General features: G+C 43.2%; 17 protein-coding genes and 1 pseudogene. 11 read left to right on the plus strand and 7 right to left on the minus strand.

The features are described 5' to 3' along the window. Positions 1-25 precede the first annotated feature (25 nt). The 7 genes from MOB01S_RS01055 to MOB01S_RS01090 all read left to right on the plus strand — a co-directional run bounded on the left by MOB01S_RS01055 (position 26) and on the right by MOB01S_RS01090 (position 6,608). Positions 26-628, plus strand: coding sequence for a LemA family protein (locus MOB01S_RS01055; RefSeq protein ID WP_066800319.1), 603 nt, complete (start codon positions 26-28; stop codon positions 626-628). Further along, on the plus strand, positions 625-1,584 hold the full coding sequence (locus tag MOB01S_RS01060) for a TPM domain-containing protein (RefSeq protein WP_066800321.1): 960 nt from the start codon (positions 625-627) through the stop codon (positions 1,582-1,584). The genes MOB01S_RS01055 and MOB01S_RS01060 overlap by 4 nt, the downstream gene beginning before the upstream one ends. A gap of 163 nt (positions 1,585-1,747) precedes the next feature. Then, positions 1,748-2,263, plus strand: coding sequence for a TPM domain-containing protein (locus MOB01S_RS01065; protein ID WP_066800323.1), 516 nt, complete (start codon positions 1,748-1,750; stop codon positions 2,261-2,263). A 7-nt stretch (positions 2,264-2,270) separates the two neighbouring features. Next, entirely contained in the window at positions 2,271-2,609 is a 339-nt protein-coding gene (locus tag MOB01S_RS01070; protein ID WP_066800326.1) for a hypothetical protein, read from the plus strand. 292 nt (positions 2,610-2,901) lie between these two features. Then, positions 2,902-3,912, plus strand: a complete 1,011-nt coding sequence (locus MOB01S_RS01080) for a galactose ABC transporter substrate-binding protein (protein WP_066800332.1) — start codon at positions 2,902-2,904, stop codon at positions 3,910-3,912. A gap of 56 nt (positions 3,913-3,968) precedes the next feature. Beyond that, a complete protein-coding gene (locus MOB01S_RS01085; RefSeq protein ID WP_066800335.1) occupies positions 3,969-6,161 on the plus strand; it encodes an ATP-binding protein in 2,193 nt (730 codons plus the stop codon). A gap of 60 nt (positions 6,162-6,221) precedes the next feature. Continuing rightward, positions 6,222-6,608: a response regulator gene (locus MOB01S_RS01090; RefSeq protein WP_066800338.1), complete on the plus strand. Its 387-nt coding sequence runs from the start codon at positions 6,222-6,224 to the stop codon at positions 6,606-6,608. 44 nt (positions 6,609-6,652) lie between these two features. Here MOB01S_RS01090 and trxB read toward each other — a convergent pair whose 3' ends face one another. After that, positions 6,653-7,597, minus strand: coding sequence for a thioredoxin-disulfide reductase (gene trxB / locus MOB01S_RS01095; RefSeq protein ID WP_066800342.1), 945 nt, complete (start codon positions 7,595-7,597; stop codon positions 6,653-6,655). 261 nt (positions 7,598-7,858) lie between these two features. On the opposite strand from trxB, the pseudogene MOB01S_RS01100 reads away from it, so the two are divergent. Further along, positions 7,859-10,228: pseudogene (locus MOB01S_RS01100) on the plus strand (DNA translocase FtsK); the annotation flags it as partial. After that, positions 10,225-10,710 carry a hypothetical protein gene (locus MOB01S_RS01105; protein WP_066800347.1) on the plus strand — a complete coding sequence of 162 codons (486 nt, stop codon included), beginning with the start codon at positions 10,225-10,227 and terminating at the stop codon, positions 10,708-10,710. The pseudogene MOB01S_RS01100 and the gene MOB01S_RS01105, both read left to right, overlap by 4 nt. 43 nt (positions 10,711-10,753) lie before the next feature. Here MOB01S_RS01105 and MOB01S_RS01110 read toward each other — a convergent pair whose 3' ends face one another. After that, a complete protein-coding gene (locus tag MOB01S_RS01110; protein WP_066800349.1) occupies positions 10,754-11,155 on the minus strand; it encodes a hypothetical protein in 402 nt (133 codons plus the stop codon). A gap of 89 nt (positions 11,156-11,244) precedes the next feature. Beyond that, entirely contained in the window at positions 11,245-12,897 is a 1,653-nt protein-coding gene (gene lnt, locus MOB01S_RS01115; RefSeq protein ID WP_084349560.1) for an apolipoprotein N-acyltransferase, read from the minus strand. A 240-nt stretch (positions 12,898-13,137) separates the two neighbouring features. On the opposite strand from lnt, the gene MOB01S_RS01120 reads away from it, so the two are divergent. Together MOB01S_RS01120 and MOB01S_RS01125 are read left to right on the plus strand one after the other, a co-directional pair. After that, the gene (locus MOB01S_RS01120) at positions 13,138-13,923 is read left to right on the plus strand and encodes a thiazole synthase (RefSeq protein WP_066800351.1); all 786 of its coding nucleotides are present in this window, start codon (positions 13,138-13,140) and stop codon (positions 13,921-13,923) included. A gap of 75 nt (positions 13,924-13,998) precedes the next feature. Further along, entirely contained in the window at positions 13,999-15,381 is a 1,383-nt protein-coding gene (locus MOB01S_RS01125; protein WP_066800353.1) for a WS/DGAT/MGAT family O-acyltransferase, read from the plus strand. Between the two features lie 301 nt (positions 15,382-15,682). Here MOB01S_RS01125 and MOB01S_RS12115 read toward each other — a convergent pair whose 3' ends face one another. The 4 genes from MOB01S_RS12115 to MOB01S_RS01135 form a co-directional block, all read right to left on the minus strand. Then, positions 15,683-15,811 (minus strand): methionine/alanine import family NSS transporter small subunit, encoded by a 129-nt coding sequence (locus MOB01S_RS12115; protein WP_084349561.1) that lies wholly within the window; start codon positions 15,809-15,811, stop codon positions 15,683-15,685. Positions 15,812-15,822: 11 nt separating this feature from the next. After that, a complete protein-coding gene (locus MOB01S_RS01130) occupies positions 15,823-17,313 on the minus strand; it encodes a sodium-dependent transporter (protein ID WP_066800355.1) in 1,491 nt (496 codons plus the stop codon). A 440-nt stretch (positions 17,314-17,753) separates the two neighbouring features. Next, entirely contained in the window at positions 17,754-17,879 is a 126-nt protein-coding gene (locus MOB01S_RS12120; protein WP_084349562.1) for a methionine/alanine import family NSS transporter small subunit, read from the minus strand. A gap of 11 nt (positions 17,880-17,890) precedes the next feature. Beyond that, positions 17,891-19,384 (minus strand): sodium-dependent transporter, encoded by a 1,494-nt coding sequence (locus MOB01S_RS01135; RefSeq protein ID WP_066800358.1) that lies wholly within the window; start codon positions 19,382-19,384, stop codon positions 17,891-17,893. Positions 19,385-19,502 lie beyond the last annotated feature (118 nt).

Below are 19,502 nucleotides of genomic sequence, written 5' to 3' on the forward strand. Positions count from 1 at the left end.
AAAAAATAGTTATTGAGAACACATCATGAAAAAAATCATCATTGCCATGTTGTTGGGCAGTACCTTGACATTATCAGGCTGTGGCTACAACCAACTCCAAGCCCTAGATGAGGATACCAATGCCAAATGGTCAGAAGTGGTAAACCAATACCAACGCCGTGCTGACCTTGTACCAAACCTTGTGGCGGTGGTAGAACGCTACGCCCAACACGAAAAAGAAGTGTTGACCGAAGTGGCAGAAGCTCGCTCAAAGGTGGGAAGCGTACAGCTCACGCCAGAAGCACTCAACGACCCCAACGCCATGAAAGCGTACAGCGAAGCCCAAGCAGGCATGACATCAGCATTATCACGATTAAAAATGGTCGTGGAAAACTACCCAGAGTTAAAAGCTGACACCATGTTCCAAGATTTGCAAGCTCAGCTTGAAGGCACAGAAAACCGCATTGCGGTGGCTCGTGGCGAGTACATCCAAAGCGTGCAAGGCTACAACACCACCGTCCGCCAATTCCCTACCAATCTGACCGCCAAAGTGTTTGGGTTACAAACCAAACCGAATTTTAATGTAGAAAACGAAAAAGCAATCAGCACCGCCCCAACCGTCAATTTTGGTAATAGCAAACAACCATGATGATGGGTTTAATCAAAAAAGGCGGTCGGATTTTTACCATACTTGGCTTGGGTGTGGTGATTGGGGTTGGCACGCCTGCGATGGCAGGTGAGCGTCTGGACGATACCACAATTAGCACACAAAACACACCCAACACCATTGCTCACGAGACGTTATCACTAAACAGTCCCATCATTGACAAGACAGGTATTTTAACTCACCGTGAAAAAGACCATTTAGAATCACAACTTCGCCAAATCTATGACGATAAACTGGCTCAAGTAGCAATCGTCATCGTCCCCACCACAGGTAGTGTGGATATTTTTGATTATGCCTATCAAATCGCCAAACGATGGCAGTTGGGCAGTAAAGAGGACGATGATGGCATTTTGGTGCTGGTCGCCCTTAATGACAGAAAAATCCAAATTTTGACAGGTTATGGCGTTGAGGGTGTGTTACCTGATGCGGTACTCAATCGCATCATTCGTGAAGACATCACCCCAAGTTTTAAAACAGGGGCATATGCACAAGGTCTGTCATCAGGAATCAGTCGCATTGACGAACGTCTACGAGCTGACCCACAAACGCTTGCCAAGATGGATAAACGCACAAGCAACACCCAAGATGAGTCCGAACCTGCCCTACCCTTTTTGATATTTTTTGGGATTGTGTTTGGCAACATTTTGATGTCCATGCTAGGACGTATGGTGGGGGCAACGCTTGCCACGATAGGCATAGGCGTGATTGGCAGTATGATGGGGCTTAGCCTACTATCCATCATGGTGGGCTGTGTGGCAGTGTGGCTATTTGTGATATTTGGCTTTGGTAAAAACACCCGCATCAGCACAGGGGGCGGCTCAATCTATGTCGGTGGCAGTCGCATTGACAGAAACTCTCATCGAGGCGGATTTGGCTCTGGAGGTTTTGGTGGTGGCGGAGGTTCCTTTGGTGGTGGTGGTGCAGGCGGTTCTTGGTGAGATTTCACACAACCCATTTAAAAAACACACCCAATTCTCAACTTGTATCAATGTTCAATCAAGGGGCAATCACCACCCACCCCAAACAACCATGATACAATCTATCAATCATCTTATCATTTTAAGTTGAGATTAGCAAAGCATGGATAATATTAGATAACTCATGATAACACACACTTCCCAAAAAAGCCTAGCCAGACTATGTCGCCAAATCCTATTTGTGCCGTTTTTACACAATCGCTGGCTTACGCCCACACTTCGCCAAGAGCTTGCTGACCACATCGCTAGGGCGGAGCGTGGTCATCGTGGCGAGATACGTCTGATTATTGAAAATCATCTACCCACAAACCTTGCCTATCACACCGACTGCCGTGAGCGAGCATTGAGGTTGTTTGGTGAATATGGTGTGTGGGATACTTCCCATAACACAGGGGTGCTGATTTATGTCAATCTGTGCGAACATGGACTTGAAATCATCGCCGACAGAGGCATAGACACTCATGTCTGTGATGAATGGCAATCACTGTGTCAAAACACGCTTGATACATTTAGACAAGGTGACATGGCACAGGGACTTATGTGGTTAATTGGTGAAATTGGGCGACTGCTCAACCATTATTTTCCCTGTGATGACATAAACGGCAATGAACTGCCCAACCAAATTATTCATTTAAAGTAGAATCACCATGAATGCAACACAATTATTTTTTGGATTAATTGGACTGTTTTTGGCATTATTTGGCATCGCTCTTGCCAAACCATATATGACCAAAAAGCCTACCAACATTCATACCTTTAAACAAACTTTAACCAAATTATTGCCCAGTCATGATTTACTGGTCAAAGATGGTACACCTTCTCGCATTATCATAAGTTTGGACGGCATTCAAAAAGCCATTATCATCATGGACAGACCCAGAGCTGATTATGTCATGGGTGGTTTACCGATTTTTACCACCAATAAACTTGGTAAGCTAACCGCCATCGCCCACAAAATAAAATCATTGGATCGCACCATTCATTAATTCAATCAAAACTTAAATACATTAAAAAAAATCAATCATAAAAGAATGCCATTATCACAACCAAATCACCATATCTTGGATAGATAACCAAAACGCCTAAAAACTCATAAAAAAACTTGACTTTATATGGCGTAACGTGAATAATATCCAGCGTGATTATAAAAATGCACAATCCATTTTGTTTTATTGATTGAATAAAACAATTGTTCATTTTAATTTCTATCATCGTTTTATTCGTAGTTTGATTGTTTATTTTTATTTGCATTAAATACCTTAAAAACGAGTACCAATCATGAAAATCCACAAATTGACAACCCTAGTAAGTTGCATTCTTGCAGGGGCTTTTTTGCTAAGTGCGTGCAGTCCACCAGCCCCACAGCAAGCTAACAGTATCCCCTACCCCACCGCCAATGTCGGCGTTAGTATCGCCAATACTACCAACCCATTTTTTAAAGCACTTTATGATACCTATGAATCACAAAGCCAAGCACAACCATCACTAACGCTTCACCTTGAAAGTGCGAACAATGACCAAGCCACCCAATACCGCCAATATGACACGATGATTGGTCAAGGAGCAAAGGCACTTGTCATTAACATTGCTGATGTTGCAGAAGGCGAAGCGGTAATCAACCGATATTGCGGTAAGGTGGGCTTGGTATTTGTAAACCGTAATCCAGGAGATAAAGCACTAGCCAAATGTGAAAAAGCCTATTTTGTAGATGGTGATGCCGTACAAGGCGGTACATTACAAGGATTAAAAGTGCTAGAACTTTGGAAAGAAAACCCATCTTGGGACAAAAATCATGATGGCAAAATCCAATTTGCCATGCTACAAGGCTTGGTCGGACACGCAGGGGCAGAAGCTCGTACAAAATGGTCAATCAGTACAATGGACAACTATCCCGTCATTGGTATTGATGTAGAGCAAATTTTTTCTGACCATGCCAACTTTGACAAAGAACAAGCTCGCACGATGGTAGCCAAATGGCTGACAGACCCCAATTTTGAGCAGGTAGAAGTGATTTTGGCAAACAACGACACAATGGCACTAGGAGCAAGCGAAGCCCTAAAACAAGCTGGCGTGAAGTTGCCCATTTTTGGCATTGATGCCACCGCCGAAGCATTAAATGCAGTTCAGTTAGGGGACTTAACCGCTACCGTCCTAAACGATGCCGCTGGTCAAGCCGAAGTGTCGCTACGCATGGCGTCCAACTTAGCTTCTGACAACGATGTCATGTCAGGTATTGACTATAAACTTGACCATAAAACCGTTAGAATTCCTTATCAAACGGTCAAATAATACCACAAAATCATGTTTTCTGACACAGGTACGTCTCACCAACTTTGGAAATTACCATGACAAACTCAACTCACAAGGAAAATGCAACCAAGCCCGAAGGTTTGGCAAAATATCGCTCGCTCATCATGTTGGCAACGAGCTTTTTTGGCTTGGTAACTTTACTATCTGGGGTAACATACTTCGCCTCACATAAACTTGCCAATGCCACCAAAGAGCTTGAAATCGCCTCCCAACAAACTGTGTTGGTACAACAAATGTCCAAAAATATGTTGGACCTAAACCTATATCTTGATGAAATCATCTCCCATCAAGCAAGTGATGAGCATGCCCATGACGCACATGGTACAGCACATACATTGCCACAAGGCACCATCTCGGTGGATTTGTTGCCCCAAACGGCGATTTATCAGTTAGAAGAACTCACCCAACAAACCCAAACTTTTACCAATGTATTAAATGCCCTAAAAGTGGGTGGTACAGTCAAGGACGCATCGGGTAGGGATGTAGAAATTCATGCTGTAACCGACCCTGCTCTCCAAAAAACTTTGGCTGAGATTGAAACCATCTGGACACCGTTTTTAGGTTTGTTAAACAACTTCTCCCAAGACACCAAACAAGGCGTGGTCAAAAAACGAACATCGGACTATTTGGTGGATTATTCACGGTTGTACAACTCATCTTTACAAGCCCAAACCATTGATTTTTCTAGTCGTCAGAACGATTTGATTCAGTTTGTGGCAAACCAGTTGCGTATTGGACAAATTGCAGGTATTGGCGTAGCCTTGCTCCTATTTTTAGCAATGGTATTTGGTTCGCTTCGCCGATTGGTAAATGCAGATAGAGAACTTGCCATCGCCCAAAAACAAACCGACAACATCATGAACACCGTAAACGAAGGCTTGTTCTTGATTGATAAAGACTTTGTCATTGCTGATACTTATTCCAAAAACCTAGAAACCATTTTGGCACAAAAACACATTGCAGGTTTAACTTTGTTTGAACTGCTCAAAAACATGATTAGCCATGACGATGTGGAAGCGTCCAAACTATTCATTGAACAGCTTTATAACTCATGGGTTGTTTCTGATTTGATTGAAGATTTAAACCCACTCAAACAAGTCAAACTTGCCTTTTTGGACGAAGATGGCAACCCTGTGGTAAAATATCTGTCGTTTAACTTTTTGCGAGTACACGACAACAACAACGAAGAAGTAGATGAGATTTTCGTGAGCGTGGTAGATGTTACCAAATCCGTCTTGCTTGAACACAGTCTTGAAAAAGAAAAAGAACAGCATGACCGCCAGATTGAGATGATTGGTCATATCCTAAACGTAGATGCCCAAACTCTAAACACCTTCATCGTCAACACCTATGAACGTGTTGAAGAAATGAACGAAATTCTTAAATCTGATGGGCAAATGCACAACAAAGCCCAATCTCTATTTAGAAAAATGCACAGCCTTAAAGGTGAAGCGTCTGCCATCAACATGGCAAGTTTTGTAAGTTTGGCAGAACAAGGCGAAGACAAACTCACCATCATTCGCAAACAAAGCACAGTTTCGGGTCAAGATTTCTTGGGTCTGACTGTGATTTTGGACAACATTTTGGATTTGAACCAATTTGTTGAAAGCCTTATCAAGCGTTTGCGTGCAGTCGCCCAAACCCAAGAAAATGCCGTCATCAACACCGCCAAAACGACTGACTGGGAACACTATTTTAGTGAATATGGCAAACAAATTGCCGACCGTCAGGGCAAACAAGTCAAAATCAATTTTACAGGTTTTGATGATATGCCACTTAGCGACAAAGCCACCAAATTCTGTCAAGATGTCGGCATTCAGTTATTAAAAAATGCCATCGTACATGGTATTGAAGCTCCCAATGACCGCTTGGCAATGAACAAAAGCGAAGTAGGCAACATTACTTTGATGTTGTCATCTATCGGCAACAAACTACGTTTTAGTATTTTAGATGATGGTGCTGGCATCAATCTGGATAAAATCCGAGATAAAGCCATTCAAATGAATTTATTAGATGCAGAAGAAGCCCAAAACGCTCCAGAAGAACAGCTATATGCCTTGATGTTTAGTTCTGGATTATCTACCGCTAGCAGTGTTAATGAAGATGCAGGTCGTGGTGTCGGCATGGATATTGTGCGTGATTGGGTAGATGGCATGAATGGCAACATCAACATAGAAAGCACCTTAGGGCTACGCACCAAAATCGTCGTTGATTTTGATGCCCAATAATTGTTAATTTGACAAACCCAAAACTTTTTTGGGTTTGTTTCTAATTTAGGAAAATAAATTATGTCTTATCGTTTAATGATTGTTGACGATTCAAACATCATTCGTAGTCGCATTGAGCGTTGTTTTGCAGGAACTAATATTGAGATTGTTGCTACTGCCAGCAATGGCGTTGATGCGGTACTCAAATTTGAAGAATATCAACCTGATTTCATCACAATGGACTTGACCATGCCCCAAATGGATGGTCTAGAATGTATCAAACGCATTGTTACCAAAGGTACAGGAGTGAGTATTTTGGTAGTATCAGCACTGTCTGACCGCATGACAGCTCTCCAAGCTCTCCAAGCAGGGGCAAGGGGCTTTATCTACAAACCATTTAATGACGAAGAACTCAAAATCGCCATGCAACGTCTGATTGATTTGACCACAAAAGCCAAAAAAAGCTAAAAACCAAAAAAAACCGCCCTTGATAGGCGGTTTTTTATCATAGATTATTTTGCCAAAGCATCTAGATATTTTTCGGCATCAAGTGCCGACATACAGCCTGTACCAGCTGAAGTGATGGCTTGACGATAAATATGGTCAGCCACATCGCCACACGCAAATACCCCTTCTACGCTCGTGGCAGTAGCATTGCCATCAAGTCCGCTTTTTACTACGATATAACCATCTTTCATGGCAAGCTGACCTGCAAAAATATCGGTGTTCGGTTTATGTCCAATCGCCACGAACATACCCATCACATCCAAGGTCTTTTGTCCGTTTGGCGTGTCAATCACCACACCTGTAACACCCATCTCATCGCCCACCACTTCAACAACAGTACTGTTCCATTCAATGCTGATATTGCCGTTTTTGACTTTTTCAAATAGCTTATCTTGCATGATTTTTTCGGCACGCAAGCTATCACGGCGATGAACAAGCGTAACGTGACTGGCAATGTTGGATAAATACAAGGCTTCTTCTACGGCAGTATTACCGCCACCAATGACGACTACTTTTCGGTTTTTGTAAAAAAAGCCATCACAGGTTGCACAGGCAGATACGCCACGCCCCATAAAGGCACTTTCACTTTCTAAGCCTAGATACTGAGCCGTTGCCCCTGTTGCAATAATCAGAGCATCACAGGTATAAGTTGCATTATCACCGATGAGTTTAAAGGGGCGACTGCTTAGGTCGGTAGTGTGAATGTGGTCGTAGATGAGTTTTGTACCAAAACGTTCGGCATGAGCTTTCATGTTTTCTACAAGCTCATTGCCTGTCAAACCTTCATGACCGCCCGTCCAATTATCAATCTCGGTAGTGGTGGTGAGCTGTCCGCCCACTTGTAACCCTGTAATGATGACAGGATTTAGGTTGGCACGAGAAGCGTACACGCCTGCTGAATAGCCAGCAGGTCCTGAACCCAAGATGATGAGCTTGTGATGAATGGTCATGATGTTACCTTAGTGTTTTAAAATTTTTCTTATAATAATGCCATTTTTTAAAATTACAAGCAAACAAGCGATAATCGCCCTTTTTCTTTGATAAAATCCCCATTATCCCCTATAATATAACCCCCAAAACAATCACCAAACATCATGAAGCAATCCAAAGACACTAGCCTACTTTTCAAAAAACTCCTAGAACACGACAACGTGGTGGAATTTATCAAAAAAATGCCCACCATCAAACAGCTTTTTTTTAGCGTACTTGGCTCAGTGTTGTTTGCTTTTTTATTTTTATCCCTACTCTCATACAACCCAGATGACCCTGCTTGGTCGCACATTGGTGGCACAGGCGAAATTACCAACATTGGCGGACGACTTGGTGCGTGGGTGGTAGATATTTTTCGGGTATTTTTTGGGTTTGGGGCTTGGTGGCTTGTCATCACCATTGGTTACGAAATCCTACGCCTATGGTGGCAAAGAGAGGTGTTAGCATGGCAACTTAGGTTTGTGGCTTATGGCGTGTTACTCATCTGTATTAGTACCATTTTGGCACAATTGGGGCGTGATGCACAGCAAGCCTTGTATTTTGGCGGTGTGGTTGGCTTTGAAATTTATAAATTCATCGTACCCATCTTAGGGTTTACAGCAACCGCCTTGCTCCTTATCCTACTGATGGTGGTGGTGGCGACATTTACTTTTCATATTCGCTGGAAATCACTATTTGGCAAACTGCTTGGTTGGCTTGACAACACTCAAAAACAAAAATCTACCCCCCAAGAAGAAGTGCCAGACACCCCCCAAGAAGACACACCGCTCTTTAATGTCGTGCAAACCCCCACAGACAGTATAGACACCGCACAGCCACAACAACACTCAGATTCGTTGGAAAACTTCCTGAACGATTCGGGCATTCGTAGTGATTTACTCAAAAAACAAGAACGTCTTGCCAAAGAAGAAGAACGCCGTCAAGAGCGTTTGGCAAAACGCCGTGCCAAAGAAGAACAAAAACAAGAAGAATCACAAAAGCAAGAACAACCCAAACAGACATCAAGAGCCAAATTTTTCACCACCATACTAGATACGGTTGCACCGTCAGAACCCAAACCATCGGCACCGCCACCACCTAGCCCGCCCAAAAGCCATGCCATGAGTACGCTAGAATACCGTCTAAGCCTGACACCCATTCCTGAGCTAACCTTGCTTGATGAGCCAGCACCCAGACGCTCGCCCTATACCGACAAAGAACTCATGCAGTTGTCTGAACTTTTGGAAATCAAACTTAAAGAATTTAACATTTCTGCTCGTGTCATGGATGCAACTGTCGGACCTGTAATCACACTGTTTGAAGTGGAGCTTGCTGCTGGCATAAAAGTCAGCCGTGTTACCAAAATTGCCGAAGACTTGGCACGCTCAATGTCCATGACCTCACTGCGTGTACTACCCATCATTGCAGGCAAACCCTACATTGGCATTGAAGTGCCAAACCGCCATCGCCAAATGGTGAGCTTGCTTGAAATCCTAGACACAGACGAATTTAACGACCCAAATCTAGCCATCAGCATGGCAATCGGCGTAGATATTAGCGGTCAGCCCATCATTGCTGACCTTGCCAAAGCCCCCCACCTGCTCGTGGCGGGCATGACAGGCTCTGGTAAATCAGTGGTGGTAAACTCATTTTTGATGTCAATGCTCCTAAAACGCTCGCCAGAGGAGTTAAAACTCATTCTTATCGACCCCAAACAGGTTGAGCTTGAACCTTATGCTGACATACCACACCTACTCACGCCCGTCATCACAGACATGACAGACGCTACCGCCAGTTTGACGTGGTGCGTTACCGAAATGGAACGTCGTTACGCTCTGCTTAGCAAGCTAAGAGTACGCAACATTGCAAGCTTTAACCAAAAAGTCATGGAAGCTGAACAAAACGGTGAACCTCTCACTGACCCCCTATGGCGTGCATCCGACCATGTAGGAGATACTCCACCCAAACTAAAACCACTACCATTCATCGTGGTCGTGGCAGATGAGTTTGCTGATATGCTCATGCAACTTGGCAAAACTGCCGAAGAACCCATCGTACGACTTGCCCAAAAAGCAAGGGCAGCAGGCATTCATCTTATCTTAGCCACCCAAAGACCTACCGCCAACGTGGTAACAGGACTCATCAAATCCAATATCCCATCTCGTGTGGCACTACAAGTCAAAACCGCCATTGACAGCCGTATCATCATAGAAGAATCAGGGGCAGACAACCTGTTGGGCAATGGCGACATGCTCTTTTTAGCTCCCGGCAAAAATAGTACCGAACGTTTGCAGGGGGCATTTGTCAGCGATGATGAGGTAAACCGTGTCTGTGATGCGTGGCGTGAGCGTGGCAAGCCCGATTATATAGATTTGTCCACCAGCTACACCTTTGAAGGTGAAGGCTCTGGCGATAGTGCCACAGGGGGAGATGATGAGTATTATAACCAAGCAGTCGCCTTTGTCATGGAAACTCGCAAAGTCTCCACATCCGCCATTCAACGCAAACTTTCTATCGGTTACAACCGTGCCGCTCGCATCGTGGACATGATGGAAGAAAACGGCATTGTTAGCCCAATGGACAACGGTGGCAAACGCCAATTATTGATATGAATATTGAGCTAATTGTCATTGTAGTGGTGGTTGCCCTTGCTGTGGGCAACTTCATTGGAGCAAAACCCAGACCACACGAAACACGGCTTGGGGATTTTAGGCTACTGGCTCGTAAGCTGGGTTTGTACCCCAAATTTACAAGCCCTGATTGGTTAGAACCCCAAAAAAGTCTGATACAATACACACTCATCAACGATGACTGGCGACTGGCAATGACATACTTTCGTGCCAAAGATGATGTGTGGCAAAGTGATATACCCCACCCCTTATCAGGTCAAGCCATCACCCTACCTGCCCAAATATTACCTCACGTCAAAGGCATGATGTTAAAATCCAACAGTATTAGCCTATATTGGCATGACGAAGCCTACATCAGAAGTTTTGGTGTACAAGCCAAAGATATCAACAATGCCAGCACCCAAGATTTGGTTGCCATAAAAGAGTATCTTACTCACATCGCCAACACCTCCAACCAACCATAAGAAGCGACCACCAAAAAGCCCCAACATGGGGCTTTTTATCAAATTATTCGGCTTTGGGAGTTTCACTTTCTGTGCTTGTAGGTGCAGGTTCTTCTTTGGCAGTGTCAGTCGCTTCGGCGGTTGCTTCTGCTGTATTTTCTGATGGCTCAGCAGGTTTGTCAGTAGCTTCGGCACTGTCAGTTTTGGTGGTGTCAACAGGAGCAGAGTCAGATGCACCTTCAGCGGCTGCGTTCTCTTCTGCTTTTGGTTTTTCAATCGCTTTTAGAGCCTCTTCAAGTTTTTGACCTGCCTCAGTAGCGGACACGGTTGCCACCTCATGATTGCCTGCAGGGCGTAAAAACCCAGAAATACCGATACCAAGAACTATCACAAGAAACGCAGTTATGCCAACCAATGCAAAAGCGATTTCTTTTTTTGGGTTATTTTGTGAAGCATCATGTGCCATAATTCACCTGTCGTCTTTGATGGGGATTAGAGTGTGTCTATTATATACCAATTTTTAGCTTTTGTGTAAATCCTTACATACAATAAGCATTATTTTTGTGTATTTTCTTGGCGATCTTGCACTCCCATCGCATCATAATGTATTTGTTTGGTACTGTCATAAGCACCTTGTTTGCGTGCAATAAAGCTAAGCAAAATCAACATCATACTGATAAACAAGATGGGATAATTCCCCATTCTCATAAAAGGTGTCGCCCCCACAAAGCTTGGTACATCATGACGCAATATAGCAGGCTCAAATTGGGGAGCTTGTTTGACAATTTTGCCCTTTTCATCAATAAATGCCGTAATCCCTGTATTGGTCGCTCGCATGAACCACCGCCCCATCTCAAGACTACGCATCTGCACCATTTGTAAATGTTGATGTGGACCTGTACTTGTACCAAACCATGCATCATTGGAGATGGTGAGTAAAAATTCGGTATTTTTGGCATTTTTGCGAGTAGTATTAGGATATGCCACTTCATAACAGATGGCAGAACCCATGTTTTTGCCTTTGACCATGAGCGGAACCTGTTTATCATCGCCACGACTAAAACTTGCCACATCTTGCATATTTGCCAAATTGGGCAAAATGTTGAGCATGCCCTCAAAAGGCACATATTCACCAAAGGGAACAAGGTGTTGTTTTTTATATAGACCGACTTGATTATTGCCAACCGCCATCACAGTGTTGTAAAAGTTGGGATATTCTTGTTTGGCAGGGTCAAAATTCTCACCATCACGATACGGAATGCCCGTTATCCAAGTACTACCCTTTTTCTTGGCCTCGCCATAAATCGCCCGCAAAAATCTATCCGCTTCGTCCTGAAACATCGGAATGGACGCTTCTGGCCACACCACCACGTCCTGACCCCATTCGGTGCGAGATAGGCTGGCGTAGATTTGGAGAGTCTCATAGCGAAATTCGGTAAGCCATTTCATCTCTTGGGGGATATTGCCTTGTATGAGTGATACGGATAAAGATTCGCCTGTGGGCTTTGTCCAGTTTGGATTGATTAAGTGTAGCACCACCCCCACAAAGAGCAATCCAGCACTAATGTACAAATAGTTGATTTTTTGGCGAATTACCTCCACCAAACTTGCCCCAAACAGCACCGCCAAAAAGCTCACCCCAAACACCCCCAAAACGGGTGCAAAACTGGCAAGCCACGCCACTTCGGTAAAGGCATAACCCACAAACAGCCAAGGAAACCCTGTCAAAAACCAAGTTTTCATCCATTCTTGGATAACCCATAATGACGCAAAGGCGAGTGGCTGGCGACCAATAAACCGCACAAACACCCATGCCATCACTGCATGAAAAAGCCCCATGATGAGTGCCAACACCCCAATCATAAGATAAGCCAGCCACGCAGGAATATTGCCATACTCATGAATGGACGTATAAAGCCAAAACGCCCCCACCAACCATACACCAAAACCATAAATTTCACCCACCCAAAATGCCCGCTTAGGACTGGCAAGCTGAATGAGTAACGCATACAATGCCATCGGAGACAAAATCGCCAACGCCCAAAATTTATAAGGTGCTAAGGCAAAACTAAAACACGCTCCTGCAATAAATGCCAACAACAAATGAACTCCAAACGGTAACTTTGGCTTGTTGGTGTTTTTTTTATTTTGGCGAGTGGCACGTTTGGCGATGTGTTTTGGCTTTTTGGGAATTGGCTTACTAATCATGTTGGTTGTCTTATTGGGTCAAGTTTGGCTTGCTTATTGTAACAAATTTTTGTCAAAAATGCTTGGGTGATTAAAACCCAAAATGTAGTTATCTACACTCTTTTGTCATTTAAATTGCCATTTTTCATGATCGTCATTACTCATATGACATAATGTTTACATTTGTTCATTTTATCTTATCGCATTTATAAGTAAGATTTGTTATAATATATTGGCATTCATTACCATTGAGATTTTATCATGACACAAGACCCACTCATCATCGCAGGACGCACCTTTTCATCACGCCTTTTGGTTGGAACAGGCAAATACCAAGATTTAACCCAAACCAAAGACGCCATCAGTGCTAGCGGTAGCCAAATCGTCACGGTTGCCATTCGCCGTACCAACATTGGTCAAAATCAAGGCGAGCCAAATCTACTAGACGTCATTTCTCCCAAAGAATACACCATTTTACCAAATACCGCAGGGTGCTTTGATGCTGATAGTGCCATTCGCACCTGCCAGCTCGCTCGTGAATTGCTTGATGGGCATAATCTGGTCAAACTTGAAGTTTTGGGTGATGAAAAAACACTCTACCCAAACGTAACTGCCACCCTAAAATCCGCCCAAGTTCTCATTGAGGACGGCTTTGATGTCATGGTATATACATCAGATGACCCCATAGTCGCCAAAGAGCTAGAAGACATGGGGTGTGTGGCGATTATGCCTTTGGGTAGCTTGATTGGTTCTGGGCTTGGACTGTTAAACCGCCACACCCTAAGCCTCATCATTGAACAAAGCAACGTGCCTGTACTTGTTGATGCAGGCGTTGGTACAGCGTCAGATGCCAGCATTGCTATGGAGCTTGGTTGTGATGGCGTGCTGATGAATTCAGCGATTGCTTATGCCAAAAACCCTGTACTTATGGCGTCAGCCATGAAAAATGCCGTCATCGCAGGTCGTCAGGCATTTTTGGCAGGTCGCATGCCCATGAGAAAAATGGCGGTGGCAAGCTCGCCCCAAACAGGCTATTTTTTCCAATAATCTTCAATTCATGACCACAAATGGCATTCACCATGCCATTTGTTTTTGTTCATCAACCCAACCTAAGGAAGAACCGTGCGAGCTTTATCTGCTGTTGACCATGTGCTTTTGTTACTAGAAAACCGCAAACAACCCATGAATGTGGGGGGATTGTGCATTTTTGAACTACCCAAAGACGCACCGCCCACTTTTTTGTACGACTTAGCCAAACAAGCCAAAACCAGCCCCATTAAGCCCACATTTCCTTTTAACCAAATTTTACACAAAATGGCATTTTGGCGTGCCAATGATGATTTTGACATTTCACACCATCTACGTCATATCGCTTTGCCCTATCCAGCCGACATCAAGGAACTGATGGCATATATTTCTCGTGAGCAAAGTCATTTGATGGATCGCAGTTGCCCCCTATGGGAATTTCATCTTATTGATGGATTAGCCCCCGAAAAAGAAGGTGCACCCCACAGATTTGCCATCTGGCTCAAAGTCCACCACGCCATGACTGACGGCATTTCTGCCATGCGACTTATCCAAATATCGTTATCCCCCAATCCAGATACACGCATGACCAAACCATTTTGGTCGTTATCAAACATCAACAAAAACCAATTTGAAGAATTAATCCCCAAGCACAAATCGCTCACCGCCATCATCAAAGAACAACTTGGTGGTGTCTATCCTGTGGGGCGTGAGATTTTAAAGGTTTTACAAAAAAAATGGCAAGGCGACCCCAATGTTGTCAGTACGTTTGACGCACCCAAATCCATCTTTAACCAACCCATTGGTAGCTCTCGCACCCTGCTGGCTCGTTCGTTTGACAAAAATCGCTTTGTACGTCTTGCCAAACACTTTGGTGCAACCACCAACGATGTCATTTTAGCGGTATGCTCTGGGGCATTGCGTCATTATCTCATCAGCCAAAACGCCCTACCCAAAAAACCACTCATCGCCTTCGTTCCTGTGTCGCTTCGCCGTGATAAAAGCGTCGCAGGCAACCAAATCTCTTTTTTACTCACCAATCTAGGCACACACCAAGCCACGCCCGAAGCTCGCCTTACCACCATCAAAAATAGCATTGATGATGGCAAACAACGCTTTGGCAGACTTAGCCAATCCCAAGTGGTCAGTTATAGTGCTTTAACATATGGGTGGGCAGGCATCAACCTAGCCACCGCCATTGCTCCAACCCGCCAAGCGTTCAACCTCATCATCTCAAACGTCCCTGCCGAAAAAAACCCCCTATACCTAAATGGTGCCAAACTCACCAACATTTACCCAGCTTCTGTACTTTTTGACGGTCAGGCATTAAACATCACATTTATCAACCATCTAAATACCATTGATTTTGGTATCGTTGCTTGCCCAACAACTTTGCCAAATATTGACACACTGCCCAACCTTATCAATGAAGAATTAGAAGTGTTTGAAAAGTTATTGAACGATAACCCCAAAACTTGACGCCATTAGACTTCCTAAAAACTTGGAATTGAGACAAATCATAGCACTTTGCCACTTTGTCGCGTATGTCATTCGTTTGTATTTTAAAAAATAATTACACCAACAGAACTAAAAACTGGTACAAAATCTGCTTTGGAAGCAAGGTGCGTACCACGCACCATTAAAGAGATTAAATAAAAATGGTGCGTAATACACCCCTTACGGTTTGCAACAATTTTTAGGTTCATTAGGTATAGATTATGTTAAATAAATTTTTATCATAAAAAAACGGCAACTTTTTTCGTTACCGTTTTTGATTGATTTAATCATCATTTGGGATTTTGCCGATGTCAATATCAGGATTTTTGACAAGGTGAATTACCGAAAAAATCAGACCACCCCAAATCAACACCATCGCAACCAACATCACAACCAATGCACTACTATTCACAGCATTTCTCCTTATTTATCTTCATGATGAGTGGGGTGTCCTTTGATTTTTGGCAAAATCAATGCCGATAACGCAAACAAAGCCACCACGCCCCAACCAAACACCAAAAGCGTGCCTGTGGTGTAGCCTTCGTAGTTTTCTTGCAACAACTTAACAAGTGCCAATACAAATGCCACAATCAAAGAAATAGGTGTAACTACGGTCAGCATGAATGTCCACATACCACCCAGTTTGACACTTGAAATGCGGTTGTTATGCTCAATAAGTCTTGGCAATAAACTGCGATGTATCCATGTAACCCAGATGATTGACAAAATTGCCCCTGCAACGATACCAATATTGTTGGAAAAATGATCAACAATATCCACCAATATTAATGCACTTTTGGTTGAGAATAAAGCGATGGAAACAACTGCACTGCCACCGCCAACAATGGTAACTGCTTTGTTTTTAGACCAACCAAATTTATCTTGCACCGCACCGATTGGCACTTGTAGGATACTTGCCATGGAGGTCACACCTGCCACAAAAAGTGAGGCGAAAAACAAAAAGCCCACTAAGTTGCCTGCACTGCCCATCGTAGAGATGATTTTGGGAAAGACCATAAAAGCAAGACCCGGCCCACCTGCTGCCACATCTTTGATACCAACACCTTGAGTATGAGCCATAAAGCCAATGGCAGAAAATATACCAATACCAGCAAGTAGCTCAAATGATGAGTTGGCAAAACCAACCACCAATCCAGAGCCTGTCAAATTGGCATTTTTATTAAGATAAGAAGCATAAGTTACCATGATACCAAAACCAATGGACATGGAAAAAAAGACGTGCCCATAGGCAGCAAGCCATACTTTGGCACTGGCAAGACCTGACCAATCGGGTTTAAAAAAGCTATCCAAGCCCAATGTTGCCCCTTCTAGTGAAACTGCTTTGACAACCATAACGCCAAACATGACGATAAGCAGAGGGATAAAGATTTTGTTGCACAGCTCTACGCCCTTTTTGATACCGCCATACATGATAAATAGCACAAGCACCCACACCACAACCAAACCAACAAACAGGTTTGGCAAGTAGGTAAATTCAACCGCACTTGCCATTTGCAGATACTGGTTTAAAAAGAAATCTTTTGGGTCATTGCCCCAAGATTGGTCAAGGGCAAATATGGTATAATTACCCGCCCATGACAATACAGACGCATAATAAATGCCAATCACAGTACACACTGCCACCTGCCACCAACCAATACCTTCGGCTGATTTTACAAGACGGCGGTAGGCAGTAGGCGGAGCACCTCTATACTTTTGCCCAACAATATAATCCAAAAAAAGAAGCGGAAAACCTGCTGTCAAAAGAGCAATCAAATAAGGCAAAAAGAACGCCCCACCACCATTTTCATAGGCAACATAAGGAAAACGCCAAATGTTACCCAAACCAACAGCCGACCCAATCGCCGCCAAGATAAAACCTGACCGAGCCGACCAACTTTCACGTTGTGCCATAAATATATCTCCTCAAATAATTGATTAGATAAACTGATTTAAATAACCAATTTCATTATTGTTTTGTTGTTAAACAACATCCATACCTACAAAATTTTAATCAGATGTAGGAATCAAACTGTAATTAAATACCAATGGGTTTTTAGCAAAATAAAATTTGGTAATCATCAATGGATAATGATATTTTTTGACTAAAATATCACATAAAATAGACTGTATAATATTTAAAAAAACAAATACTTATAATATGCCATAACAATCACATTAAACAAACCCAAAACATAAAAGTACGAACAAATGTCCGTACTTTTATCCCTCATATTGACATCATTTCATGCCCACAAAACCATAAACATGATACAACTCCACTTTTATCACTTAGGGCAGATAGCAACTTACCATAAATATCTTATCATATTTTGGGTTTGATAGGTTTGTGACTATTCGTTTTTGACATCGTCAAGTGCTATGTCAGGATTTTTTATCAAATGAATGACCGATAAAATCAGCCCACCCCAAATCAGCACCATCGCAATGAGCATGACAATCAACGCACTGCCGTTCATTTATTTTCTCCTTATTCGTCAAGTTCATGAGTTTGACCACCTTTGATTTTTGGCATAATCATCGCACTTAGGGCAAATGCCAAAATAAATCCACCACCCAACACGGTCAAAAGCCAAACAGGATAGCCCTCATAACCGTCTTTAAACAATCCGATTAATGATAAACCCAACGTGATGATGAGCGAAATGGGCATGACCAACGTGAGCATAAACGCCCAACCCTTGCCCAATTTGAAGCTAGAGATGTGATTGATGTGTGTGGTAAGTTTTGGCAAAATATCACGATGAACCCAAGTAACCCACACAAGCAAGGCAATCGCCCCTGCCACCACACCAATATTTAATGTAAAATGGTCAATAATATCCACAAAAGTAAGTGCATTATTGGTTGAAAATAACCCAATAGACACCACCGCACTAAAACCTGAAACAATCAGTACGGATTTGTTTTTTGACCAACCGAATTTATCTTGGCAAGCTGAAATGGGCACTTGCAAAATACTGGCAAGCGATGTTACCCCCGCCACAAATAGCGACCCAAAAAACAACACACCCACAATCGTACCAGCCTCACCCATCGTAGAGATGATTTTGGGAAAGACCATAAAAGCAAGACCTGGTCCACCTGCTGCCACATCTTTGATACCAACACCTTGAGTATGAGCCATAAAGCCAATGGCAGAAAATATGCCAATACCAGCAAGTAGTTCAAATGATGAATTGGCAAAACCAACCACCAATCCAGAGCCTGTCAAATTGGCATTTTTATTAAGATAAGAAGCATAAGTTACCATGATACCAAAACCGATGGACATGGAAAAGAAAATATGCCCATAAGCAGCAAGCCACACCTTAGGGTCAGCCATCAATGCCCAATTGGGGGTAAAAAACGCCTCAATCCCCATTGATGCACCTGACAAAGATACCGCTCTTGCAACCATCGCCCCAAACATCAACACCAAAAGCGGAATACAGATTTTGTTGGCAAGCTCAATGCCCTTTTTGATGCCCCCAAACATAATCAAAAACATCAATGCCCATACCACAATCAATGCCGTGAATAAATTGGGTGCAAAATTTAGGGTTATCTCACTTGAATGATGCAAAAAACCATTTAAAAAGAAATCCTTAGGGTCACTGCCCCATGCCTGACTAAAAGCAAAAACCATATAGCTTCCCGCCCATGACAGCACCGAACCATAAAAAATTCCCACCGCCATACAAACTGCCACATGCCACCAACCAATACTTTCAGAGGATTTGACCATACGCCGATAGGCGGTGGGTGGTGCTCCTTTATATTTTTGACCAATCACATAATCCAAAAATAGTAGCGGAAAACCTGCTGTTGCCAATGCAATCAAATAAGGGATAAAAAACGCCCCACCACCATTTTCATAGGCAACATAAGGAAAACGCCAAATGTTGCCCAAACCGACAGCCGAACCAACTGCCGCCAAGATAAACCCAGAACGTGCCGACCACGTTTCTCGCTGTGTACTCATCTCTTATCCTTGTTTATCATTTAGTTTAACCAATTAAGAACTGTTTTATCCAGATGTATTCATTACAAAAAATAGTCCAACACAAGGACATTTTAAAAAGTTCCATCAGTATAGTTTG

Source organism: Moraxella oblonga NBRC 102422 (assembly GCF_001598275.1).
Lineage (GTDB): Bacteria > Pseudomonadota > Gammaproteobacteria > Pseudomonadales > Moraxellaceae > Moraxella > Moraxella oblonga.